Annotated in this window: 20 protein-coding genes; 14 read left to right on the forward strand and 6 right to left on the reverse strand. The window is 60.2% G+C overall.

The genetic code is table 11. The features are described from left to right. Window positions 1-78 precede the first annotated feature (78 nt). The 6 genes from GR198_RS03335 to GR198_RS03360 all read left to right on the forward strand — a co-directional run bounded on the left by GR198_RS03335 (window position 79) and on the right by GR198_RS03360 (window position 4,861). On the forward strand, window positions 79-1,596 hold the full coding sequence (locus GR198_RS03335) for a DUF1254 domain-containing protein (RefSeq protein WP_164067425.1): 1,518 nt from the start codon (window positions 79-81) through the stop codon (window positions 1,594-1,596). Between the two features lie 157 nt (window positions 1,597-1,753). Further along, a complete protein-coding gene (locus GR198_RS03340; RefSeq protein ID WP_164067426.1) occupies window positions 1,754-2,239 on the forward strand; it encodes a hypothetical protein in 486 nt (161 codons plus the stop codon). Window positions 2,240-2,386: 147 nt separating this feature from the next. Then, entirely contained in the window at window positions 2,387-2,809 is a 423-nt protein-coding gene (locus GR198_RS03345) for a cysteine rich repeat-containing protein (RefSeq protein WP_164067429.1), read from the forward strand. Between the two features lie 24 nt (window positions 2,810-2,833). Beyond that, window positions 2,834-3,403, forward strand: a complete 570-nt coding sequence (locus tag GR198_RS03350; protein ID WP_164067431.1) for an OmpA family protein — start codon at window positions 2,834-2,836, stop codon at window positions 3,401-3,403. A gap of 18 nt (window positions 3,404-3,421) precedes the next feature. Further along, entirely contained in the window at window positions 3,422-4,108 is a 687-nt protein-coding gene (locus GR198_RS03355) for a hypothetical protein (RefSeq protein ID WP_164054528.1), read from the forward strand. Window positions 4,109-4,129: 21 nt separating this feature from the next. Further along, on the forward strand, window positions 4,130-4,861 hold the full coding sequence (locus GR198_RS03360; RefSeq protein ID WP_164067433.1) for an LssY C-terminal domain-containing protein: 732 nt from the start codon (window positions 4,130-4,132) through the stop codon (window positions 4,859-4,861). A gap of 383 nt (window positions 4,862-5,244) precedes the next feature. Here the strand turns inward: GR198_RS03360 and GR198_RS03365 are convergent, their stop codons facing one another. From GR198_RS03365 to GR198_RS03380, 4 genes are all read right to left on the reverse strand, one after another. Then, window positions 5,245-6,033: a hypothetical protein gene (locus GR198_RS03365; RefSeq protein ID WP_164024671.1), complete on the reverse strand. Its 789-nt coding sequence runs from the start codon at window positions 6,031-6,033 to the stop codon at window positions 5,245-5,247. Between the two features lie 90 nt (window positions 6,034-6,123). Continuing rightward, window positions 6,124-8,400 carry a tetratricopeptide repeat protein gene (locus GR198_RS03370; protein WP_164067435.1) on the reverse strand — a complete coding sequence of 759 codons (2,277 nt, stop codon included), beginning with the start codon at window positions 8,398-8,400 and terminating at the stop codon, window positions 6,124-6,126. A gap of 72 nt (window positions 8,401-8,472) precedes the next feature. Further along, complete coding sequence (locus GR198_RS03375; protein WP_164067437.1) at window positions 8,473-9,483, reverse strand: HAD family hydrolase; 1,011 nt, start codon at window positions 9,481-9,483, stop codon at window positions 8,473-8,475. Between the two features lie 85 nt (window positions 9,484-9,568). Next, complete coding sequence (locus tag GR198_RS03380; RefSeq protein ID WP_164067438.1) at window positions 9,569-11,239, reverse strand: arylsulfatase; 1,671 nt, start codon at window positions 11,237-11,239, stop codon at window positions 9,569-9,571. Window positions 11,240-11,331: 92 nt separating this feature from the next. On the opposite strand from GR198_RS03380, the gene GR198_RS03385 reads away from it, so the two are divergent. The 7 genes from GR198_RS03385 to GR198_RS03415 all read left to right on the forward strand — a co-directional run bounded on the left by GR198_RS03385 (window position 11,332) and on the right by GR198_RS03415 (window position 18,098). Then, window positions 11,332-11,538, forward strand: a complete 207-nt coding sequence (locus tag GR198_RS03385) for a hypothetical protein (protein WP_164067440.1) — start codon at window positions 11,332-11,334, stop codon at window positions 11,536-11,538. Further along, window positions 11,538-13,433, forward strand: coding sequence for a sensor histidine kinase (locus GR198_RS03390; protein WP_164067442.1), 1,896 nt, complete (start codon window positions 11,538-11,540; stop codon window positions 13,431-13,433). Before GR198_RS03385 ends, GR198_RS03390 begins: the two co-directional genes overlap by 1 nt. Further along, window positions 13,430-14,062 carry a response regulator transcription factor gene (locus GR198_RS03395; protein ID WP_164067444.1) on the forward strand — a complete coding sequence of 211 codons (633 nt, stop codon included), beginning with the start codon at window positions 13,430-13,432 and terminating at the stop codon, window positions 14,060-14,062. The genes GR198_RS03390 and GR198_RS03395 overlap by 4 nt, the downstream gene beginning before the upstream one ends. Window positions 14,063-14,164: 102 nt before the next feature. After that, the gene (locus GR198_RS03400) at window positions 14,165-14,536 is read left to right on the forward strand and encodes a response regulator transcription factor (RefSeq protein WP_164067446.1); all 372 of its coding nucleotides are present in this window, start codon (window positions 14,165-14,167) and stop codon (window positions 14,534-14,536) included. A gap of 255 nt (window positions 14,537-14,791) precedes the next feature. Further along, window positions 14,792-16,429, forward strand: coding sequence for an arylsulfatase (locus tag GR198_RS03405; protein WP_164067448.1), 1,638 nt, complete (start codon window positions 14,792-14,794; stop codon window positions 16,427-16,429). A gap of 73 nt (window positions 16,430-16,502) precedes the next feature. Continuing rightward, window positions 16,503-17,027, forward strand: coding sequence for a hypothetical protein (locus tag GR198_RS03410; protein WP_164067450.1), 525 nt, complete (start codon window positions 16,503-16,505; stop codon window positions 17,025-17,027). Window positions 17,028-17,192: 165 nt separating this feature from the next. Continuing rightward, entirely contained in the window at window positions 17,193-18,098 is a 906-nt protein-coding gene (locus tag GR198_RS03415) for a formylglycine-generating enzyme family protein (protein ID WP_164067452.1), read from the forward strand. A gap of 363 nt (window positions 18,099-18,461) precedes the next feature. On the opposite strand, the gene GR198_RS03420 is transcribed toward GR198_RS03415, so the two are convergent. Continuing rightward, window positions 18,462-20,084, reverse strand: coding sequence for a Fic family protein (locus GR198_RS03420; RefSeq protein ID WP_164067455.1), 1,623 nt, complete (start codon window positions 20,082-20,084; stop codon window positions 18,462-18,464). A gap of 548 nt (window positions 20,085-20,632) precedes the next feature. On the opposite strand from GR198_RS03420, the gene GR198_RS03425 reads away from it, so the two are divergent. Beyond that, a complete protein-coding gene (locus GR198_RS03425) occupies window positions 20,633-21,370 on the forward strand; it encodes a phosphatase PAP2 family protein (RefSeq protein ID WP_164067631.1) in 738 nt (245 codons plus the stop codon). An 8-nt stretch (window positions 21,371-21,378) separates the two neighbouring features. Here the strand turns inward: GR198_RS03425 and GR198_RS03430 are convergent, their stop codons facing one another. Next, window positions 21,379-22,899 (reverse strand): mechanosensitive ion channel family protein, encoded by a 1,521-nt coding sequence (locus GR198_RS03430; protein ID WP_164067457.1) that lies wholly within the window; start codon window positions 22,897-22,899, stop codon window positions 21,379-21,381. Window positions 22,900-23,172: the final 273 nt, after the last annotated feature.

Consider the following 23,172-nt stretch of genomic DNA (forward strand, 5'->3'; position numbering starts at 1 on the left):
CCCCGCGCGCCCCCGAGTGAACACAGATTGGCGACCTCATGAAGAACGGCCGACGGGGCGGTCGACAAGGAGAGAGCAATGAAACGCGCGACGAGACAGTTTTACGCTACTGCCGCGGTGCTGCTAATGGGCTGGGGGGCCGCTTCCGCCGAAGCACCGAAGACGAAGATGGCGACGCCGATACCGGATTCGATCGTCACGCCGGAGAGCGTGGACACCAGGATTGGCAAGCTGAACTTTTTCGACGGCTTTCCGGACGACGCCACTTCGGAAAAGATCTATGACAATCTCGATTTCATGCGCGGCGTCGACGCTTTTCTCAACGCCATGCCCGGTGCATCCGTCGAAGCCATGCGGGTTGGACTGGCCAGCCAGGGCGCCGACAACAACCAGACGATTCTGATATTCGAAAACCTCATGGACTCGCATTCGCTGTTCCTCACAGGCAACACCGAAAGCATCTACAATCTCATGTGGCTGGATACCAAGGCTGGTCCGCTGGTCATCGAGACGCCACCCAACATCCTGGGCATGATCGACAACCATTGGTTCGAATATGTCGGCGACGTCGGCAATGCCGGCCCGGACAAGGGCAAGGGTGGAAAATACCTGCTCTTGCCGCCGGGTTACCAGGGCGAGGTCCCCGAAGGCTATCACGTGTTGCGGTCGTCGACCTACGGGAACCTGTTCTTCTGGCGCGGCTTCCTCGAAAACGGCAGCACGACGACGGCCGTGGAAAACACCAGGAAATTCGCCAAGGTCTATCCGCTTTCGGAAGCCGGCAATCCGCCGCCGATGAAGATCGTCAACGTCTCCGGCAAGGAGTTCAACACCATCCATGCCAATAATTTCCATTTCTACGAGGAAGTGAACGCCATCGTCCAGTACGAGCCGGACGAAGCCTATCATCCGGAAGTGCTGGGACAGCTCGCCTCCATCGGCATCGTAAAGGGCAAGCCCTTCGCGCCGGATGCGCGGATGAAGAAGATCCTCACCGAAGCCGTGGCCGTCGGTAATGCGACGGCGCGCACCATCACCTTCAAGACGCGCATGAAGGACGCCTATTATTATCCGAACAGTGCCTGGTTCACCGGCTTTGTCGGCGGCAGTTACGAGTTCCTGCTGCAGCCCGGCGTTCGCTATCTGGATGCGCGCGTCCTGTTTCACTACTACGCGACGGGCATCACGCCGGCGATGGCGATAAAGCGCGTCGGCATCGGTTCGCAATATGCCGGCGCCACGACCGACAAGGACGGCAAGCCGTTCGACGGCGGCAAGACTTATAAGATTCACCTGCCGCCAAACATTCCTGCAAAGGAATTCTGGTCGTTCGTGGCGTATGACAACCAGACGCGTTCGATGTTGCAGACGGACCGGCAATTCCCCAGCATCGGAAGCGACAAGAAAGACATCGTGATCAACGCGGACTCGTCGGTCGACGTCTGGTTCGGTCCGACGGCGCCGAAAGGTCATGAGGCCAACTGGGTCCAGACAGTGCCGGGCAAGGGTTGGAACGTCCTTCTTCGCCTCTACGGGCCCCTGGAGCCGTGGTTCGACAAGACCTGGAAGCCAGGCGAGTTCGAACCGGTCGAGTGACGCTAGAATATGCGATGAACTCCAATGCCGATCCGACTGGTATGTCGGATCGGCATTGGCCGGAAACATGAGTGCACCGCCGGCATCAGCCAGGCGCCTTGAGCCTTCTGGCTCATGCGCCATAGCAACGATCAGCAGGACTGCGGGGAGGCAGAGCTTGACGTCAAGATCAGGGCCGTCGGCACCATGGATATACGCGGGTCTCCTCGCAGCTCAGACCGCCGCGGCTTTGATCCTGTTCTGGATCGTGTTCCCCATCTTTCATGGCTTGGTCACCCACCTCGGTGAACGTCAGATGCTGGATCTCTCGGACCAGATCGGGATTGTGGCCAGCGCGGCGCTGCTCCATTGCTGTTACTGGACACGGTTGAAATGGGTGCCGGTCACGGCGTCTTTTCACAGTGTCTTCGTAGCGCATCTGCTCTTCTTCGCCAGCCGGGTGAGCTTCTTCTTCGGCGGTGCGCTCTTCTCGGCCATCTTCTTCAGGCATCTGCCGGAACTCGACGCCTTTCCCCCATTCGCCCAGGCGTTCGTGAAGAGCGTGTATGTCGCGGCGACGCTGTTCGGATTATTCTGCTACTCGCTCGAACTGGATCGCTTCGGGAAGGCCGTGGAGGATGGGCCGCCAGACCGCGGCGAGTAGCTTCCACCTCCATCGCTGCGGCGACACGTTGAACGCTGTCTCCTACGGTCCGTGTAACCGTAACATACTTCCCTTCGGACCCCCGAGAGCGCACCAGATACGTGCGGAGAGTTTCTCCGACGATCAATCGTTCACGATGGGGGTAGCATGTCGACGAGAACCAGACTGTTAGGAGGGGCGCTGGTCGCGTTCCTGGCGCTCAGCGGGGCGGCCCGTGCCGACACCATCAGCTTCGCCGATGCGGTGAGCACGCTCGCCAACGACTGCGGATCCGACATCAAGAAGTTCTGCAAGGGCCTGAACCTCGGAAGCGGTCGCATCCAGAACTGTCTCGAGGCCCATGCCGCAAAAGTCTCGCCGACCTGCACGTCGACACTGGCGAGCGTCACCACCTCGATCGAGCAGCGCCTTGCCGCCCAGTCGTCGTTCACCGCGATGTGCAAGCACTACGTCGCGCAGTTCTGCAGCGGCGTGGTGGGCGAGGGCAACATTCTTTCCTGCCTGAACAAGGCGACGCGCGTGAACGAAGGCCAGTGCGGCCAGGCGATCATCGACGCCGGCTGGCGGTGAACGATGTTGAAGGGACACAGGATCATGAAGAGCTTTCGACTTGCGACGATATTTGCCGCCGGGCTGCTGCTCGCACCCGGCCACTCACTCGCCCAGGAACTGAGCGGCCCGCAGGTGGTGCGCACGCTCGACAGACTGCAGGGAGGGGCTCCGGCCATCGACCTCGCGTTGCTCATGCAAGAAGCGGCGGCGAGTGCGGGCAAGGGCGTCGCCGCGCTTCCCGACTGGCAGAAACTTTCGAAGCTGTCGCAGCTCATCGTCGAGATAGACTTCGAGAACGACTCCATCGGCATCGAACCGAAATCCTACCGCACCGTCGGCATGATCGCCGACGCCCTGCATCATCCGAACCTGCGGCGCTACAAGTTCCTTGTCGTCGGACACACGAGCTCGACGGGTGACGCCAAGCACAATCTGGACCTCAGTCAGAAGCGGGCGAACGCGATCACGGAGGCGTTGTCGACGACCTTCGCCATCGCCCCGGACCGTCTGTTCGCAATCGGCGTCGGCGAGGAGTGGCTCGTGGATCCGTCGAACCCTCAGGCCGCCGACAATCGGCGCGTCCAGCTCGTGAACCTTGGTCTCGTGAAGTAGCAAAAAGGAGAATTCTCCATGAAACGCCATATACGGATTGGCACTCTCGCCGTAGCCTGCCTCGTGTCGTTCGCAGGAGCGGCGCAGGCCGAAGACGCGATCACGGCACCCGCCGCCAAGACCATTGGAGCGACCACGGCCACGAAGATGGTGCCGTCGCTCGCCGTCCTCAATTCCGGCGGGGCGACGCTGGTCGACGGCAAGCTGACCATGACGGGCGTCACCCCGAACTCCATCGTGTTCGCCGACCGTCCCGTACGATCGGCCGGACATGTGCTCACGACCGAGTTCATCAAGGAATGGGACGAGGGCAAGGACAGCTTCGCAGTCGACCCGCCGAACGCGACGATCTCTGTCATGAGCAGCGATGGCACCGCTGTCGAAGACGCGGTCGTGGTCCTGACCAAGCCAAAGCTGGACGGCAGCACGCTGACCTTTGACGTCCAGGTTCTCGAGGGCGAGCTCACAAAGGCCAATGGCCCGGCCTCGCTTTTCATCGACATGTTCGTGGCCCGCGCCGGAATGGGGCGTGTCGGCGTGGTTGGCGTGGGTGCGGTCGGATTCCATGGCGGCTGGTACGCGCACCCGGCGGCCCGCTACGGCGCCGCGGTCGCGACGGGCGCGGCAATCGGTGCCGCGGCGGCCTCCGCGCCATACTACTATCACCCCCCTTGCGGCTACTATCCGTATCCGCCCTGCTACTGAAGTCGGGAGTGGCACATTGCAATGGAGCAGGGGAGAAACATCCGAGGCGGATGGAAGTCGGCGGCGGGCGTTCTTTTCGCCATCATCCTGGCGTATCTGCTCGTCTGCTACCTGGTGATGCCGGAACTTTGGATATTCCGCGACCGGAGCACTGTTGCCGATCTCAGCCGGATGGTCACCACGACCGGCGACGACATTCCGGGCGACCCGATCAACGTCGGCGTCGTCGGCCCGAAGCAGCAGGTGATCAAGGCCTTCGCCGCCGCCGGCTGGGATCCCGCTGACAGGATAACATTGCTTTCCTCAGTTGAAATCGGCCTGAGCGTGGCGCTTGATCGGCCGGACCTCGATGCGCCCGTCAGCCCGCTGTTCTTCGATGGCCGGAAGCAGGATCTGGCGTTCGAAAAGCCCGTCGGGCGCAGCGCGGACGAGCGCCACCACATACGTCTCTGGCGCACGGCGACGGTCGGCGCCGACGGCCAGCCGCTGTGGCTGGGCTCCGCCAGCTTCGACCGCGGCGTCGGCGTCAGCCACGACACCGGGCAGATCACCCACCATATCGGCCCCGATCTCGACGCCGAGCGCGAACTGGTGATCAGTGATCTCATGGCTTCCGGGCAGATCTCCATGACCTACCAGCGAGCAGGCATCGGTCCGACAAAAGATGGTCGCAACGGTGGCGGCGACCCGTACTTCACCGACGGTCAAATCCTTGTTGGGGTCCTGGTCCTGAAATCGGCCGACGAGCAATAGGCGGCGACTGCTGGACCAGGGCAAGGCGATCATGAACGGAGCTCCGCGGCTCAACGAACGCTTCCCGATCCTTCTCGAGGCAACGGCACTGCTCGCCGAAGTTTTCTTCATGATCCGGACCAGAAGCGAGCGGAATGGTTCCTGATCGAAGGTCGGGTGAGGACGCCCTTCAGGAACTGGAAGACCAAATCCGCACCTCGGGCACTACCATATCGCAGGCGTGGCGCGTTCAGTGGGACCGGCATGACGCTTTGGCTGATCCGCGTTCATGTTGCCTGGATACAGTCTGAAGAGAGAGCCGCCGTTCTTTCATAGCGTCTCTTTCCGTCGTTGCGCACTGCCGTAGGACGTCGCGCTCGCACCCCTGCGAGCGGCTTGTCCGCCTAAAAGCGGATGGCGACCCCGAAAATCGGCCCCTGTTGGACGACGTCAAAGACGAAGCCGTCATTCTCGTAATTGACGCCCAGTGCGCGATATCCGGCGATCGCCGAGATGCTGTCGTTGAACTTGTAGCCGAGGCCCAACGCCACGTCCCAGTCGAGATCGGCGCCGCCGGCGCCCACCAGACCCCATCCCGTGAGATAGATCTCCGGCGTGAAGAAGTAGTTTCCTCTGACGCCGGCGACGGCATCGACCCATGTGGCGCTGTCCTCGACATCCACTCCGGCCAGAATGCCGCCATTGAATGAGATCTCGGTTTTGGCCGACCAGACCTTCATGCCGCCGACGATGTCGAGGTGGCCATTTTGGTCTTCGAGTATGGCGTAACCGACGCCAAGAAATCCCGCGAAGGTCTTCGACGTCACATCGACGCTGTCGGCAAGGATGCCGGCCGGCGTGTCGGCATCGGCACCCAGTTTGGTATAGATCACGTCACCGACGATGCTGAAGCGATCGTATCTTGCTTCGCCTGCTGCCATGAACGCGAAGTCGAGATTGTCGAGAATATCGCCGAAATCCGCGTCGACATGAACTTCCGGAAGCCCGAACTGCCCAATATCGCCGGAAATGCCGGCAGCCCAGAAATATGGCGCGAAGGTGAATTCCCAGCCGCTCTGGCTCTCGACGGTTTTTGCTTCCGGCGCCAGCGGCGTGACATCGGCGGCATTGCCAACCGACGCCGCGGAGATGCCAGCCAGCAACAGAATGGCACGCAAGTATATGGCTTTCATGAGAATCCCCCGATCTCGTTTATCGCCTCGGCACTGCTGTCCCGAGTCGGCACTGTGCAGCGAGAAGTAGATTTGAACAAGCTTAAATACCTATTTTCCGTTGATCGCCTGCTTCAACTGCTCGATGAGGCCTAAAATCTCCCGGTCCTCAGGCCTCAGTCGCGCCAGAGCTTCCGCGTATCTCAGCGCCTCCGGCAAGCGTCGAAGTTTGAGACTGTATTGGAGTGCGAGGCCTATGATGTCGGCGTCTCCGCCCGCCGCCCAACCGTCGAGCCTGTCCAAGGCCTCTTCTGTCCGGCCAGCGGAATCGAGAGCGACGGCGAAGGTCGTCTTGTAGCGGGAGTTTTGCGGATCCAGCCGAACCGCTTCATCGAGTTCCATTATCGCATCAGTCAATGCCTGCTTGCGCACCAGGGACAGCGCATGTCCGTAACGCAGATCCGCGCGTTCGGGCGCCATCCGGATCGCTTCGGCATAGGTCTGCTCTGATTCGTCGTTTCGTCCGGTGGCGCGGTAGAACTCGGCGAGATTGATGCGCATTGCCTCCAGTGTCGGGTCGAGAGAGGTCGCCCGCTTGAAGGCGGCTTCGGCCTCGGCCGTACGCTGTCGGGCGAACAGGAAGAAGCCATAATTGCTTTGTGTTTCCGCGACGTCGGCATTCGTTTCGACATAGGCGCGAAGGTCCGCGACAGCGGCTTCGAAATTGCCTTGCTGATCGCCGAAGAGGTGGGGAGGCGTGCCGGCGAGTGCATTGGCGGCGGCAACGCGCACCGCGCGCGTTTCATCGCCCAGCAGGTTGCCGATCGCCTCCAGCCTCTGCTCCGGCGGGATATTGCCCGCCGCTTCCGCTGCGCCGAGCCTGACGAGCGGATCTCCATCGGCTGCTGCGGTTCGGATGTCGGTGGTGAAGTCCACGCCGCCAGTCGCGCTCATCGCGGCGATGGCGCTGCCCCTGACAATTCCCGCCTGGTTTTGGTCGCTGACAAGAGCGCGCAGAGCCTCCATCGCGGCCTGGTCGCCGTTCGCGGCTCCGGCGAAGGCATGGGCGCTCGACGGGCGTTCGCGCCATTGCGTTCCGTACCATCCGTCCATCGTCTCGGCCGCCCAGTCATCGGTTCTACCGGTATGGCAGGTCGTGCACGCATTCGGCGTTCCGAGGCTCGCCGACAGGTCTGGCCGGGGGATGACGAAGGAGTGGTCGCGGCGCGGATCGACCTTCATGTAGGTGCGTTCCGGCATATGGCAGTTGACGCATTGCGCTCCGGTCGAACCGGCCTGATGGCGGGTATGTGCTGGAGTGTCGAACAGGCCGCTCGGGTCCTGGTCGTCGACGAAGCGCTCTGGCTTTATCTCGGCGTGGCATTGCGTGCACAGCGCATTGCCCTCGGCCTTGAGGCCGGCATCGTGCACCCGATGACAGTCGAGACAGGTCACGCCCGCCCTGGCCATCTTGCTTTGCTGAAACGAGCCATATTCGAAGACCTCGTCGCGTATTTGCCCGTCCGGGAAATAAAGATCCTGTCGGAGCAGGGCGGGGGAGAAATAGTCGAGAAAGGGCTTTCCCGGCTGATAGCCGCCCAGCAGCCGGGTGCGTCTGGCGTGGCAGGCGAAACAGATGCCTGCATCGACTTTCGGCAGACCTGTATCCGGCATCGAGGACGAAATATCGCCCGATCGCGCGGAAGCGACGTGCCTGGCTCCGGGGCCGTGACAGGATTGACAGCCGATGCTGGTGGCGACGTAGGTCGACTTGTATTTGTTCGTCGACGGTTGAAACTTCGCCTGGGGATCGGTCGAATGACAATCGATGCAGGTCCGGTTCCAGCGATAGAAAGGGCCTGTCCAATGATTGGTCGAGCCCGGTTTGGACGGGGCGTCGTCGCCAAGCCAGAACCACTGCCGCCTGGCCGTATCCCAGGCGATGTCGAGAGCCTGCAGTTGTCCGCCTCCGATGTCGACGAGGTATTGCTGAAGGGGTTCGTAGGCGAAGGTATATTTCACTTCGAACTCGGCCTGGCCGCCGTCCGCACCCTCGGTGTTCACGAAAAAGCGGCCATCGCGGCGGGTGAAGGTCGTGACGACGCCGTCATGTTCGAACCTGGCATTGTCGAAATCGCCGCGCACCGTGTCGTCGGCGGCCAGTGCCATGGCTTTCGCATGATGGGACTTCGAAAAAGCCGCGGCTTGATCGGCATGGCAGGACGAGCACGTGCTTTCGTCCACGAAACCCTCGTGGATCGATATTCGCGGGTCGGCGGCGGGCGTCGAGAAGGAGTCACTAGCAAGGCTGTTCCCGACAAAGGCGAGCAACAGGAAAAGCAGGAGAGCCACTCCCCTCACCGCTGCTGATCGGACAGACGCTGCCACTCAATCGCTCCCTGTCGACGCTCCAGAAGGTCACGGCGCCATCATGCAAGGCTCCGGCGCTCGGCACATTCCTTAGTCCTTGAACACCTTCTTCCAGTCGGCCTTCATGTCGACGACGGTCCAGCCGGCGATCGCGGCCGCATCCAGCGCCTTGTCGAGGCGGCCGAATTCGGTATCGCGGTCGTAGGCGTATTCGCGCTCCGCATCGGTATGATGGATCAGCACGCCAAGCCTCGCAGGCCCACCGGCCATCGTCGTCCATTGCAGCATTTGGAGATCTCCGTCGGAATTGCCGAAGGCGGCAATCGGCCGGCGGCCGATATGCTGGTTGATCCCGACGGGTTTGCCGGCCTTGTCGTCGATGAAATTGACTTCGGGAAGCCGGAAAAGGGTTGGCGTGTCGTCCTGCATCCTGAACTCGGTCTTGATCGACGAGCCGATAACCTGCTCTGGTGGGATGCCGTATACCTCTTCCGCCCAGGGCCGCATCAGCTCGATGCCGCCGCCCGAAACGATGAAGGTCTTGAAGCCGTTGTCGCGGAGATAGGCGAGAAGCTCGATCATCGGCTGGTAGACGAGTTCGGTGTAGGGCCGCTTGAATTTAGGGTCGCGGGCCGAAGCGAACCAATCGGTGACGACCTTCTGAAAATCGCTGGTGGTCATGCCCGCATGCGTGGCCATGATGAGCTCGACGAGACCCTTTTCGCCGGATGCCGCGAGCGCCTTCATGTCTCCTTCGAGAACGGCCTTGAACGGCTGGGTTTCCTTCCATTCGGGATGCTGCGGAGCGAGCGCCTTCACCCGGTCCAGGGCGAAAGCAAGCTGCGTGTACATCGGATGCTCGACCCACAGCGTGCCGTCATTGTCGAACACGGCGATTCGCTCCGGTTCCGGGACGAAATCGGCTGAACCCGCTTTTGTCACCTTCTCGACGAAGGAGACAATCGCTTGCTTCGGTGCCGTGTCATTCCACGAAGGGAGCGCGTCCGTTTGAGCGACTGCCGAGGCCGCGGTAAAAAGGCATAGCGCGGCGGCGAGCGCGACGCCGCGGGGAAAATACAGGAAATTGCGTGCCGAAATCATCGCGAAGCCTCCATCGATTAACCTGCAGCGATCTTGAACTCGGAGATATACGGCAGCCCCGGATCGCTCCGGGGCTGCCAAGGACCTAGTTTCCGGTCGGAGCGGTGATATTGACGCCCTCCTTGCCGAGTTGTTCACGAACCGACTCCAACATCTGATATTTGGAGAGCTCGATCGGGCCGTCGTAACCCATGCTCTGCAGCTTGCGCGGGGGGTACTCGACGTAGGTTTTCATGAGATCCTTGATCGCCGCGGAGATGGAGACCAGTGTCCAGGTGTGTTCGGTGTAGTTGTTCATGAAGACGTCGTAGCGTTCTTGCGGATCCTGCAGCAGATCGAACACCTGCGGCACGATGGCGACGTAGGACTGAGCACCCTTCCAGCCAAGGTTGGTATCAACAGCCAGACCGCCCGTGGCCTGCCCATTGTCGCCGCGCAGGTTGAACACGGCCTTGTAATTGCCGACGCGGGCAGCGCCCGGCGTCAGTTCGTTCTCGGTGAAGTAGAACCAGTTCTTGCGGGCCGATTTTCCCGTCCCCATCAGGACCGGGGTCATGTCGTAGCTATCGAAGATGATTGGTTTATCTTCGCGGTCCTTGGTGGGCAGCGGCACGCCGCCGGCCGCGGCGAAGGTCGCCATCAGATCGAGCCCGCCGACGATGTCGTGGTTCTTGACGTCAGGTTTGACCTTGCCAGGCCATACTGCGATCGCGGGAACACGGTTGCCGCCCTCGCGCACGGTGCCTTTCGTGCCGCGGAATGGGGTGTAGCCCGCGTCCGGATAGACGTCTTGCCAGGCGCCGTTATCGGTCGTGTAAAATACCAGCGTGTTTCTGTCCATGCCGGTCTCACGCAGCTTGTCCATGATCCTGCCGATGCGTGTATCGAGTTCGACGACGGAGTCCGCGTATTTGCTCTTCGAGATCGATTTGCCCTGGAAGTCCGGGGCCGGCATGTTCGGCTGGTGCACTTTCATGAAATTGACGTTGATGAAGAAGGGTTTATCCGGCGCCTTCGCGGCTTCATCCAGAAAGCCCAGTGCCGCTTTCTCGACGTAGCCGTCGAAGAACGGAATGCCGACAACGCCTTCCTTGCCGTCGATCACGGGCGTATCGACATACTGGCCGTTGATCTTGAAGTCTTCCTTCACCTCGCCTCCGGCCTTGCCGGATAACGAGCCCGTCGTCACTTTCTGGAACAGAGCGCGGGTTTCCGCATCCATATCAGGGAACCAGGTTGGGTCGGCATAGGTGTAGGCGTTGAGATGATAGAGGCCGACATACTTCATTTCGTCGTAGCCCTGGGCGATCGGCAACGCATAGTCCGCCTCCCCGAGGTGCCATTTGCCGGTGAAATAGGTGTGGTAGCCACCGCGCTTGAGAACGGAGGCGAGCGTCCATTCGGCCGCGGGCAATCCGCCGCCCTGGCCTTGAAAGGCGACCGTCGTCATGCCGCTGCGGTTCGGTATCCGGCCTGTCTGCATGGCGGCGCGGCCGGGCGTGCAACTCGGTTGGGCATAAAAGGAGAAGAAGGTCATGCCTTCGTCGGCCAGCTTGTCGATGTTCGGTGTCGGCATCCCGCGACCTTCACCGCCGCCATAGGGGCCGAGGTCGCCGTAGCCGGTATCGTCCGAGACGATGAACAGGATGTTGGGTTTTCGTTGGGTGTCCTGCGCTTGCATGGGCGAGGCCGCGCACCAGAGAATGGTGGATGAAGCCAATGCTCCGATGTAGCGGATAAGGATTCTGCTGTTCATTTCAAATCCCTCCGTTGCCGTTCTTGAATGACGGAGCCGCTCGCGGCAAAGGGCCGCGATTGCATGCGTCGATCAATTGGACTGCTTTGAAAATGAAGATCCTGCCGGAGCTGCCTCCGGTGGGGTTGCGAGGCCGGCCGCATCTTTGCCCCGGCGCGCTGAACTTTAGCGAATGCTTTCTTGCCCCGATATTGTACTTTAGGGAATCTCTTCATGCGGTGGCAATCGAAAGTAGTGATGCGCAGATGACGCCGCATCAGGAAGCTGTTATTGTCGCCCGGCTTTGGGGGGAAAGCTGATGGGCTTGGGCGAATGGTCGGGTCGATTATGCTGCACTGCCTTTTTTTTGGCGGTGGCCGCCCTGAGTGTGTCCAGTCGTCAGGCAGCAGCCTCCGACACCTCGATTGCCATCATCGATCGGGTTCCCCGCGTCCTCGTTCTTTATCCCTATGACGAGAGGATCGCGGCGACGACCGCTGCCGGAGAGGCGTTGAGAAGCCGTCTGCTGGAGGCGACCAACGGCAAGATCGATCTGTTTTCCGAGTTCCTGGATCTCTCCCGGTTTCCGGAAGGCGAACATGTCGCGCGCATGGCCCGATATCTGGGCGAGAAATACGCAGCGCGCCGCCCCGACGTGGTCGTGGCCGTCGGCAGGGAATCGGCCAGCTTCATCGTCGCGAACCGCGGCACGATCGCTCCCGGCGCCAAAATCGTAGCCGCCGGCTTCGGCACCGCCACCGCCGAGAAGATCGCTTTGCCGGATGACGTGATCGGAGCCTTCTCGACATTCAACATTCTGAAGACGGCCGAGATGGCCCGCGGCCTGCAGCCCGATGCCCGCCACCTCTACATCGTCGGAGGCTCGTCCGACTTCGACCGGAGCTGGCTGACGACGGCTCGCGCGGATTTGAAACAGTTCTCCAAATCCTATGATACGACGACCTATCTGGAAGATCTGGCGATCGACGAATTCGTCGAACGCGCGTCCCGCGTCCCGCCCGACAGCATCATCCTGGCATTGACGGTCTTCAAGGATCGGACAGGGCGCAATTTTGTTCCGCGCGACGCGATCAGGCAGATCGCGGCGACGGCCAGTGCACCTGTCTACGGACCCTACCAGACCTACATCGATCATGGCGTCGTCGGCGGCAACACCGTCACATTCGAGGCGCTGGGCCACACTGTCGGCGACCTCGTCATCGATGCGATCGCCGGCAAGCTGGTGTCCGATCTCGAAGCGCCCCAGACCTATGTCGCCGATGCCCGGCAACTCCAACGCTGGGGGCTCGCCGAAAAGGATCTGCCGCCGGGCACGGTCCAGATGCACAGGGTTAAAAGCCTCTGGGAGGAACACTGGGTCCTATTGGTGGCGGGGAGCGGCCTCGTGCTGGCGCAAGCCAGCATCATCTCTGTGCTGCTGCTCGAGCGGAGGCGCCGCCGCGCCGCCGAGCGCAGCTCGCGCCTGCACTTGCTCGAAGCCGTCCATCTCAACCAGTCCGCGACAGCAGGAGCATTGTCCTCGTCGATCGCTCACGAACTGAACCAGCCCTTATCGGCCATTCGCAACAATGCCGAGGCGGCCTCGGTGCTGCTTCGAAGAGTGCCCCCCGATCACGAGCTGATCCAGCAGATTCTTCTCGACATCCAGGAGGACGATCAACGCGCAGGCGATATCATCAGCCGAATGAGAGGATTGCTCAAGAAAAGAAGCGAGATCGATTGGCAGGAGTTCGACCTGAACGACGTCACGTCGAGCGCAATCCACATCATTCACGGCGAGGCAGAACGGCGCGGAATTACGCTGACATCAAACCAGCTGCCCGGAGAGCTGCCGGTGCGTGCCGACAAAGTCCATGTGCAGCAGGTCATCCTCAATCTGGCGACCAACGCGATGGATTCCATGCTGGACGCCGTCCCGGCCGGGAGAACGCTCACCTTTGCAACGGGACTGGCGAACGAGAAGGTGGAACTCCGGGTCTCCGACACCGGCGACGGCATTCCTCAGGAGAGCCTGAACAGCATCTTCGAGCCATTCTACACTACCAAGCAAGCGGGTACGGGGCTGGGTCTCTCGATAGCCCGCGCCATTGTCGAGACTTATGGCGGTACCATCCGTGCCGACAACCGCCCGGAAGGTGGCGCGGTCTTTCGTGTGGCCCTGCCGCTCGCCCGCAGGCAGGAGCGATCGAGATGAAACCGGTCATCCATATCGTCGATGACGACAAATCCTACCGGACGGCGACCGCAAGGCTGCTGTCGGCACACGGTTTCAAGGTCGAAGTCTATGAATCCGGAGATCAGTTTCTCGCCGGCCTTTCCGGTTGCGAGCCGGGCTGCGTTCTCCTCGACCTCCAGATGCCCGGCCAGTCCGGCTTGCAGATACAACGGCGGCTATGCGAGCTGGCGCCGCATTTGCCGGTCGTGTTCCTCACGGGGGAAGGAGACATAAAGACAAGCGTCGAGGCGATGAAGGCGGGTGCCAAGGATTTTCTGGAGAAGGGTTCGACCACGGCGGCATTGATGGAGGCGATCGATCGGGCTCTCATTCAATACGAAAGACAGCTGGCCGGCCACGACCGCCTTCAAGCCCAGCGGGCGCTCGTGGCGGGCCTCAGTCCGCGCGAAGCCGAGGTGTTCCGGCTCGTCATTCGCGGCCGTCTCAACAAGCAGGTCGCTTATGCGCTCGGCATCTCGGAGCGGACGGTGAAGGTGCATCGCCATCAGGTCATGGAAAAGCTTGGTGTACGCTCGCTGGCCGAGGCGGTGTCGATCGCCGCAAATATCGGTTTCATCGACCAGGATACGGCATCGTCGCAGAGATGATCGGCTGCTCCTTCCCCTTAGGACAATATCAATCGATCTCCATCCAGCCTAGTTTGACCGGCAACCGTTAGTCTCTCATATGTTCGAAAGAGGGGGCATGAGGTGGAGAACCTTCGCCGCACGGTCGCTGTCGTCGATGATGATGCAAGCCTGCGGCGCAGCCTCGGGCGGCTGCTTAACGCCTACGGTTTTTTGGCCGAGGAATATGCATCCGCCGAGGCCTTTCTCGCTCGCGATCCCCAAACGGCGATAGACTGCCTTGTCCTTGATATCGACCTCGGTGGCATGTCCGGCATCGATCTGCAACGCAGGCTGAAGGCCGAGGGCATAATCCTTCCGGTGATTATCATCACGGCACTCGAAGCCGGCTCCGTGAAGGCGGAGGCGGAAAAGGTGGGATGCGTTGCTTATCTGCAGAAGCAATTTTCCGGAGCCGCGCTGATTGCGGCCATTAACAAGGCATTGGATCTGTGAGCATTTATGATGACAGCCGCCCGTGAGTTGGCGGCCGCCTTGAGAACGCTGACAGCGTTTGCGCCGACCTGCTTTGGATCTTCTCTCTAGTTTGATCTTGAGTGCCTCGAGATGAAGCTTGCTCCTGCCTGCATCGGGGACAGTCCAGGAAAGTCTGGGCGCCGACCCTCCCTTAAGTGCAATAGCGCGGGTCCGTATTTGCGCTAAATTCTCAGAAGTAGCGAAACAGCCGACAACGTGTATGGGAGCGCCACGATGAGCAGCAAGTGCAATCGGCAAGGTTACAACGCAACCCGTCGCCAAATCCTGCTGGCCGGCGGTTCGGCAATTGCTTTAACGGCATTCTGTCCGATCGCCAGCATTCCGGCGCTTGCCCAAGCGGGAGCAAAGAAGCCGAACATCCTTGTGATCTTCGGCGATGACATCGGCTGGTGGAATACCAGCGCTTACAATCGCGGGCAGATGGGATATCAGACGCCAAATATCGACCGTATCGCCGACGAAGGTGCGATGTTCACCGATCTCTACGCTCAGCAATCCTGCACGGCGGGGCGAGCGGCTTTCATCACAGGCCAAAGCTGTTTTCGCACGGGGCTGCTCAAAGTCGGGCTTCCCGGAGCCAAGGAGGGTCTGTCTGAGAAGGATCCGACAATCGCCGAACTGCTCAAGCCACAAGGGTACGTTACCGGCCAGTTCGGCAAAAACCATCTCGGCGATCGCAACGAATTTCTGCCAACGGTCCATGGCTTCGATGAATTCTTCGGCAACCTCTATCACCTCAATGCCGAGGAAGAACCGGAGAACCCAGATTACCCGAAGGATCCACAGTTTCGCGCAAAATTCGGACCGCGTGGCGTGCTGAAATGCAAAGCGAGCGAGACAGACGATCCGACCGAGGATCCGCGTTTCGGAAGAGTGGGCAAGCAGACGATTGAGGATACGGGACCGCTCACCAGAAAACGCATGGAAACCGTCGACGAGGAATTCCTAGGCGCCGCCAAGGACTTCATCGACCGCAGCGCCAAAGCCGAAAAGCCGTTCTTTTGCTGGTTCAATTCGACCCGGATGCATATCTATACGCATCTTAAGGCGGAGTCGAAGGGCAAAACGGGCTTAGGGATTGTTGCCGACGGCATGGCTGAATTCGACGGTATGGTTGGCCAGCTGCTCGACCAGCTCGATGCACTTGGCATCGCCGAGAACACCATCGTGGTATGGACGACCGATAACGGTGCAGAGGTGTTTTCCTGGCCTGATGGTGGCACAACGCCGTTTCATGGCGAGAAGAATACCAATTGGGAGGGTGGTTACCGCGTGCCTGGGATGGTGCGCTGGCCGGGCGTCGTCAAACCGGGAACCGAGATCAACGAGATTGTTTCCCACGAGGATTGGCTGCCGACCTTGGTCGCGGCAGCCGGCGAGCCTGACATCGTGGCCAAGCTTCTGACCGGCTATGAAGCGGCCGGCAAGACATTCAACGTGCATCTTGATGGCTACAATCAACGCAAACTGTTTGACGGCACGGGGCCTGGCGCGCGCAAGGAGTATTTTTACTGGACTGATGAGGGGAGCCTCGCAGGGTTACGCTACGACCGCTGGAAGCTGGTGTTCATGGAGCAACGAGCAGAAGGGTTGGACGTGTGGCAGGATCCTCTGATCACACTGAGATTTCCGAAACTAATCGACCTGCGCGCCGATCCGTTCGAAATTGCCCAGCATGCAGCCGGGGATTATGCACGATGGCGCGTCGAACATGCCTTCGCGCTGGTTCCTGCCCAGGCATATGTGGCCAAACATCTTCAAACATATGTAAAGTACCCACCCCGCCAGGCGCCGGGAAGCTTCTCGCTGGACCATGTCCTTGAGAAACTCCAGCGGAGTGATGGGCAGTGATCATGCTTCGAAGAAGGCAAGGATGGCGCCGTTAATTTTCCGGCGCCATTCCGTTTATGATCGGAAAAGACCGATGATCGCGAATGAGAACAGGCAAGCGACGACTATTCTCCAGCGAGCCAAGCACGAGATAAGGGAGTACGCCTTCCTCTGCGCCTATCTCTATGTCTGTTTCGCCGCCATCCTCCTCTACAAAATGGCGGTGCTCGGTGGTCAGGGTGTGGAATTTCTTGTGTTTGGCATACCCGCGCTCAAGGCCCTCATTCTCGGAAAGTTCATTCTGCTCGGTCATACGATCCGGCTGGGAGAGCGGTCAGACAGTTCGAGACTCGTCAGCGTCGTGGCCTATAAGGCGGCACTCTATCTTTCGCTGATCCTCGTTATGTCGCTTGCCGAAGAGTGCGTCGTTGGGTTCCTCCATGGCCGGACGCTCTCGGTTGTGATCACAGGTATAGCCGGCAGGCTACCCGAACTCCTGGCCATGAGTGCGATCATGCTACTGATCTTGATCCCTTATCTGGCATCGAGGGAACTCGGAGTCGCGCTCGGCAAGGGGAGGCTTTGGAATCTGTTCTTTGAACATCGCGAGGTGCAGTAGGTGCAAACAACGATTGGCGAAGACGAGTTCTCTTCCGTGTTGATGACGGCACCCAGCCGGCGGCGATTGAGTGAAGGTCTCCGCCAATGAATGATCAGTGAAGATCGAAAGCAGGGCGAAGCCGTGTTGGAAAGACGAAATGTGAAAGCGCCTCCGAGCGGTCGTATGTTATGGATCCCCGGCGGCGATTTCTTGATGGGCTCGGATCGCCACTATGCGGAGGAAGCCCCTGCACACCGGGTTCGTGTCGACGGTTTCTGGGTGGACACATGCCCGGTGACGAACCGGGCGTTTTCCGCCTTTGTCGAGGCGACCGGCTATGTCACCACGGCGGAGCGGCCGGTCAACCCCGCAGACTATCCCGGCGCCGTCGCGGAGATGCTGACACCATCATCGGTCGTTTTCATCAAGCCAAGGTCGCCCGTTGATCTGACGAACCACTACAACTGGTGGAAATATGTGCGCGGAGCAAACTGGCGGCATCCGCGGGGGCCGGCAAGCACGATCAAGGGGCTATTGGAGCACCCGGTCGTCCATGTCGCCTTCGAGGACGCGCAAGCCTATGCGGCCTGGGCCGGCAAGGAACTGCCGACCGAAGCAGAATGGGAGTTTGCCGCACGCGGCGGGCTTGAGGCGGCGGACTATGTCTGGGGAGAGGAAATGTTGCCCGGTGGTCGGCATATGGCCAACACCTGGCAGGGCGAGTTTCCCGTCCAGAACAGTCGGAAAGACGGTTTCGAAGGGACATCTCCCGTGGGGAGTTTTCCGGCCAACGGCTATGGTCTGTTCGATATGGCCGGCAATGTCTGGGAATGGACGACCGACTGGTATCAGGAGCATGGCATGATCGACAGCCCGTGCTGCACGATCTCGAATCCCGTCGGCGCTGAACGATCCAACAGCTATGATCCGCGCCTACCGCAGATCAGCATTCCACGCAAAGTTATGAAGGGCGGCTCACATCTTTGCGCCCCCAATTATTGCCGCCGTTACCGGCCGGCCGCACGCATGGCGCAACCCGTCGATACAGCAACTTGCCATCTAGGCTTCCGATGTATTGCCCGCGGATGAATCAAAAACATTCCGCCGGATGATGTCCAAGTAGCGCATCCAGGCTCTCAGCCAAAGCGAGGGGGATCGTCGGCAAGGTGGGCTGATCTTCGCGCAAGACGTTGACGTGAAGGAACATCTCCCTCTTCGTACACTCCATGGGAACGGCTCCCCGTCGAAATGCCTTTCCCCATCTCGCGGGTGGTGTCGAGACCATGGACGGCGGCCTCGCCGAGCGCAAAAACTCGCTTCAGGAGCGCCGTTGAATGGGGCAGGGCCTTGAATCCCGAGGTTGCATTGCCGATTTGGCGAGGACCGACATGATGTAAAGGGAGTTCGACGGCAGGTATGACCGAGGTTCAACGCGGCGCACGGCCAGCAATCTTAGCGTTTTGGCTTTCGGTCCATGATGAGTTTGTTGTATTTTTCCGCTAGCGCGGGTGCGGCGGCCAAGACGCGCTTTTCAATCTCATCCTTCTGTTCCTGCGACACCGCGCCAGGGCTGAACTCGCAAAGCGCTTCGATGACCTCCGCGCGGGACTGCCCGTGCTCTCCAATGCCCTCAGCGATCACGCGGTCCTCGACAGATTGCCAATCTACCGTCGTGGGTTCGGTGGTTGCGAGTTCTTGAGCCGCTATTTTGCCCAGGGTACTTCTCGCGCCAAGCGACTTCTGCAGGGCCGTGATGCCGCCGACGCGCTTTTGAAATTCCTCGTCTTCATTGAAGGGTGGCTTGAGGGAGGATCGACTGGCAATCTCCTTCGTGCGCACCCGAGTGATGTATGATGGAACAGACGGCTTTGGCGCATCTATCTCGCCATCTGTGAAAAGATTGGGGAATAGCCGCTCGCGGTAATCAAGTGGGAAAGCTATCCGCACGGGTGTTTTCGGTGAGGCGGATTTCAGAAAGCCATGATCGAGCAGGGCCTTCAATGTGTTTCGCGCTGTACGGTCGGGCGACTTCGTGATGAAGCCGATATCACCGCGATCTATCGAGCCATGTTTCAGGACTGCCGAGATGATGTCCGGGGCACGCTTATCGTCGATAACATCTTCGATCAATTTGCGATAACGGCTCTCAAGCTTGTCGAAAGAGAAGACAGCATTGGAAAACTGAATCTGGTCAAGGGCCACCGACAAGAACCATTCGCAATAGTCTTGAAGTGCCTTTGCGGAAAGATTGCCTCGGCCATCTCTATCATTCATGCGCTGCTGGTCGGCATGATCCATCATGCTTTTGTATTCTGTCTTGTCTTTGAGGCCACGGGCCAAGCCACGCGATATGGACCACAGTCCTTTCCCGCCCACGCCTGCTTCCTGAGCCATGGCGTGCGACATCAGTCGGCTCACCCGGCCGTTCCCGTCAATGAAGGGGTGGATGAAGTTAAGACGGTGATGCGCCGCCGCGATGGCGATGATCTTGTTGGTAGCTCCGGCCTGCGCGGCTGCGTAGCGCTTGGAAAAATGATCCATGAACGCTTTGACATACGGAGAGGATGGCGGCTGGTGCCGACCGACGGAGACATCGTCTTCGCTTTTTGATCTGAACGCGCCGGGAACGATCTCGACCTTAGGTCCATCACGGCCTTCGACGAAGCGGATTTCTTCCGGCATCTCCTCATAAAAGCGACGATGTACCCAAGCGATGAACTCGGAAGATGTTGGTGATGGCAACGCACCATCCCGGCTCAAACGGTCAATTTCACGCTGAACGACAACATGCGCCTTGGCCTCCAAGACCAGAGGGCGCGTGGCCTCCTCGATTTCAGCGCCCGCGAGCGCGCGCTCGATGTCCTTGGGACGCGTGTTGTGCCCTTCGATCAGGTTGGAGTAATAGCAGTTCATCACCCTCACGAGGTCAGACAGCTCGAAGGCGGCGTCGTTGTGCAGGCCGTGGCCCAGCTTCGCGGCTGCCGCCTGCATCTCCACCACGAGATCGGAGATCGAGGATGGGATGCTTTCCTCGAAAAATGCGGGCTCAATTCGGGTCGGGACTTCTTCTGCCATTTTTTGCCGATCTTTTAATCTCGAAAACATGATTATATTTAGTAAGTTAGCATGTTTAAATCAAGAAAATTGCCGATGTTGATTGCCGATCTTTGAAGTTTGCGACACGTTGATGGTTTTGCCGATGATTGACAACAAAGTTATATCAATAAATCATATGCTTACCTAAGACGTAGCGACAAACATGCCGATGTTGCTTGCCGATCTTCGCGCCCACGGTTTCGTCATGGCCAGGTATTTGACGAGCTTCACCAGTCTCATCGACCAGGATACAGCATCGCCGACGGGGTGATCGGACCCCTTCCCCCTGGGGCGGCGGCGGCAACGCGTTTTTTCCGACCCGGCTGCGGCAGTCCTTTACCAGGGCGCGACCAGATCAATGCGTTTCCCACTCTCACCGGTGGTGCCGATGAACCAATGGACGGCAGCCTCTCCGAGCGTAAAAACTCCTTTTAGGAGCGTTCTTGAGTGCGCCTGGCCTTGAATCTTGAGGTCAAATTGCCGATTTGGCGAGGACCGACATGACTAAAGGGAGTTCGACGGCAGGCATGACCGAGGTTCAACGACGAGGTTTTCTGACACGGCTTACCGCCTATGAACCGCTGACGCTGATTACGCTCGCGTCGATCGCCGGCGGGCTGTTCGTGCTCCAGCGACTGACGAGCGAAGTCCTGGAAGGCGAGACCTTTCGCTTCGACGAGGTGGTCCTGTTGGCGTTGAGACGCGCGGACGATCTTGCCGTGCCGATCGGCCCCGACTGGCTGACGCATGCCGTCGACGATATCACAGCCCTAGGCGGCATCACCGTCCTCTCGCTGCTGACGGCTCTGATCACCATCTATCTTCTGTTCGACCGGCGCTGGCCGATCGCCATCTTCGTCTTTTCCTCGGTGCTGACCGGCTGGCTGGCGAGCGCGCTGCTGAAAATCCTCGTCGCCCGGCCGCGTCCCGATATCGTGCCGCATCTGGTCGAAGTGAGCGATCTCAGCTTTCCAAGCGGACATGCGATGGTCTCGGCGGTGACCTATCTGACGCTTGGCGCGCTCGTGGCGCGAACGCAGCGTTATCCCTCGACGCGGATCTTCGTCATGGGCGCCGGCGTCTTCCTTGCCGTCATCATCGGCTTGAGCCGGATCTATCTCGGCGTCCACTACCCGACGGACGTCTTCGCCGGATGGTGTGCCGGCGCGCTCTGGGCGCTCGGCTGCTGGCTGATCTCGAAGCGGTTCATCCCAAGCCGCGCGCCAGATAATGTCCACACGATCGCGAACGACGACGACGGATAGCGCGAGGCCTATTGCGGCACATGGAACAGGTGGCGGATGCGCGTCACCAGGGAGCCAACCGAGTGGCCGTGCAACGTGGCGCCTTCGGCCGCGAAAGAATGCTGGCCGGTCTCGATACGGTGTAAGAGGGTAGCGGCAAGCTCTTCGGCGATGCCGGGCCGGTCGTGCAGCAGCGGCGTCAGGCTTGTCTGGGCGATCTCGTAGACGACGACGAAGGTCAGGGCACGCAGGCTGGCGGCCTCGCCGACCCCGATCAACAGTCCGCTTTCACCGAAATAATCGCCCGGCGCCAGCCGGCCGAGTTCGATTTCCTGATGGCCTTCCCGGCGCGTGGCGACCAGGGCGCCGCTGCGCACGATCATCAGCGATGCGACCGCATCGCCCTGCTCGATAAGAATGGAATCCTTCTTGTAGGTTCGCCGCGTCATTGAGGCTGCGAGCGTTTCCTTCTCGTCCTCGGTCAACGAGGAAAACAACGGGATGGCGTCGAGAAGCTTGAGCGGCGTCGGCCGGTGCGGCTTCACCACCTCTTCCGACTGCAACTGGTCGGGCGGTGGGCCGGCGGCGTCGAGCGGCCGTGCCAAGGTGAGGCCGGCGGCCTTGATGTGGCGGTAGATGAGATCGAAAATCTCGTTCTTCGCCGGCCCCGTCTGGCCGATGTCCCTGACGCGGAAGGAGAGTTCCAACTCCACTGCATCTGATGTCAGCGATTTGATCTGCACGCTGGGTTTCGGCTCAGTCAGGATCGAGCCGCTGCTCAAGAGCACGGCGCGCATGACCTCGATGATCGCCGACGGCCCGATCGTCGGTATGACCCGGACCGTCAGTGAGGCGCCGTGACTGCGGTCGGGGCTGCTGAGATTGGTCAGCCCGACCTTGGCCAGAAAGCTGTTGGGCAGGACGACGAGGTCATTCGAGCCGTTCAGCAGATGGGTGGAGCGCCAATTGGTTTCGACGACACGACCCTCGACGCCGTCATTCAGCACGATCCAGTCGCCGATCGTATAGGGACGGCCGAGGTTGAGCGCGATGCCGGAAAAGACGTCGCTCAGAGTGCTTTGCATCGCAAGGCCGAGGATGATGGCAAAGACGCCTGATGTGGCGATCAGCGTACCGACGGGAAAGCTGAAGACATAGGCGACCACCGAGAGGATCGCGCCGAGATAGATCAGGCCGATGACCAGATCCTGAACGAGACGACCTTCGCGCGGTTGGCGCTCGAAGATCAGGAAGACGCGGACGAAGGCGATCAGTGCCCAGGCGGCATTGATCCACCAGACCACCTTGGCAAGGGCGATGAAGACGCGTTCGAAGGTCGAAGCCGTCGTCGGCCCGACTTCGTAGGGCACGATGTCGTGATAGAGCAACAGGACGGTGAGTGCCGCGAAGAAAAACACCTGTCCGGCGAGCTTCCAGCTCGGGAAGGGCCGAAGCGCTATGCGCGTGATAATCGCACCGACCACGGCCAACGTCCCGGCCTGGACGACAGGATCGGCGAGTACTCCGGACCATGTGGGATTATCAAGCATCGACTGTCCACTCGCCAGAGCATGATGCTGAAAAGTGTGAGCGGTTTTCGGACGACATCATGCCTCACTCTTGAATTCTAATGATGGCTTCGCCGCATCCTGACTTCCAATCCGACTGCGAGGCAACCGTAAAATTGCGCCAGCACCCAGAGTGTCAGACGCAGACAGTTGACGGATCCGGGTCACCAGCGACCATCCGAGCCGCCGTTCAGCGTGGCGCTGACGATCAACCTCATGTCTGTAGCGCCCCATCCTTGCAACGTCGCAAGTTCT

The organism is Rhizobium leguminosarum (assembly GCF_010668065.1).
Classification (GTDB): domain Bacteria; phylum Pseudomonadota; class Alphaproteobacteria; order Rhizobiales; family Rhizobiaceae; genus Rhizobium; species Rhizobium leguminosarum_S.

Excerpts from the sequence above, each read along its gene's own strand:
- GR198_RS03380 (WP_164067438.1), bottom strand. The coding sequence starts at position 11,239 with ATGAACAGCAGAATCCTTATCCGCTACATCGGAGCATTGGCTTCATCC.
- GR198_RS03415 (WP_164067452.1), top strand. The coding sequence starts at position 17,193 with ATGTTATGGATCCCCGGCGGCGATTTCTTGATGGGCTCGGATCGCCAC.
- GR198_RS03350 (WP_164067431.1), top strand. The coding sequence starts at position 2,834 with ATGAAGAGCTTTCGACTTGCGACGATATTTGCCGCCGGGCTGCTGCTC.
- GR198_RS03335 (WP_164067425.1), top strand. The coding sequence starts at position 79 with ATGAAACGCGCGACGAGACAGTTTTACGCTACTGCCGCGGTGCTGCTA.
- GR198_RS03355 (WP_164054528.1), top strand. The coding sequence starts at position 3,422 with ATGAAACGCCATATACGGATTGGCACTCTCGCCGTAGCCTGCCTCGTG.
- GR198_RS03405 (WP_164067448.1), top strand. The coding sequence starts at position 14,792 with ATGAGCAGCAAGTGCAATCGGCAAGGTTACAACGCAACCCGTCGCCAA.
- GR198_RS03430 (WP_164067457.1), bottom strand. The coding sequence starts at position 22,899 with ATGCTTGATAATCCCACATGGTCCGGAGTACTCGCCGATCCTGTCGTC.
- GR198_RS03410 (WP_164067450.1), top strand. The coding sequence starts at position 16,503 with ATGATCGCGAATGAGAACAGGCAAGCGACGACTATTCTCCAGCGAGCC.
- GR198_RS03425 (WP_164067631.1), top strand. The coding sequence starts at position 20,633 with ATGACCGAGGTTCAACGACGAGGTTTTCTGACACGGCTTACCGCCTAT.
- GR198_RS03390 (WP_164067442.1), top strand. The coding sequence starts at position 11,538 with ATGGGCTTGGGCGAATGGTCGGGTCGATTATGCTGCACTGCCTTTTTT.
- GR198_RS03375 (WP_164067437.1), bottom strand. The coding sequence starts at position 9,483 with ATGATTTCGGCACGCAATTTCCTGTATTTTCCCCGCGGCGTCGCGCTC.
- GR198_RS03395 (WP_164067444.1), top strand. The coding sequence starts at position 13,430 with ATGAAACCGGTCATCCATATCGTCGATGACGACAAATCCTACCGGACG.
- GR198_RS03420 (WP_164067455.1), bottom strand. The coding sequence starts at position 20,084 with ATGGCAGAAGAAGTCCCGACCCGAATTGAGCCCGCATTTTTCGAGGAA.
- GR198_RS03385 (WP_164067440.1), top strand. The coding sequence starts at position 11,332 with ATGAAGATCCTGCCGGAGCTGCCTCCGGTGGGGTTGCGAGGCCGGCCG.
- GR198_RS03360 (WP_164067433.1), top strand. The coding sequence starts at position 4,130 with ATGGAGCAGGGGAGAAACATCCGAGGCGGATGGAAGTCGGCGGCGGGC.
- GR198_RS03345 (WP_164067429.1), top strand. The coding sequence starts at position 2,387 with ATGTCGACGAGAACCAGACTGTTAGGAGGGGCGCTGGTCGCGTTCCTG.
- GR198_RS03365 (WP_164024671.1), bottom strand. The coding sequence starts at position 6,033 with ATGAAAGCCATATACTTGCGTGCCATTCTGTTGCTGGCTGGCATCTCC.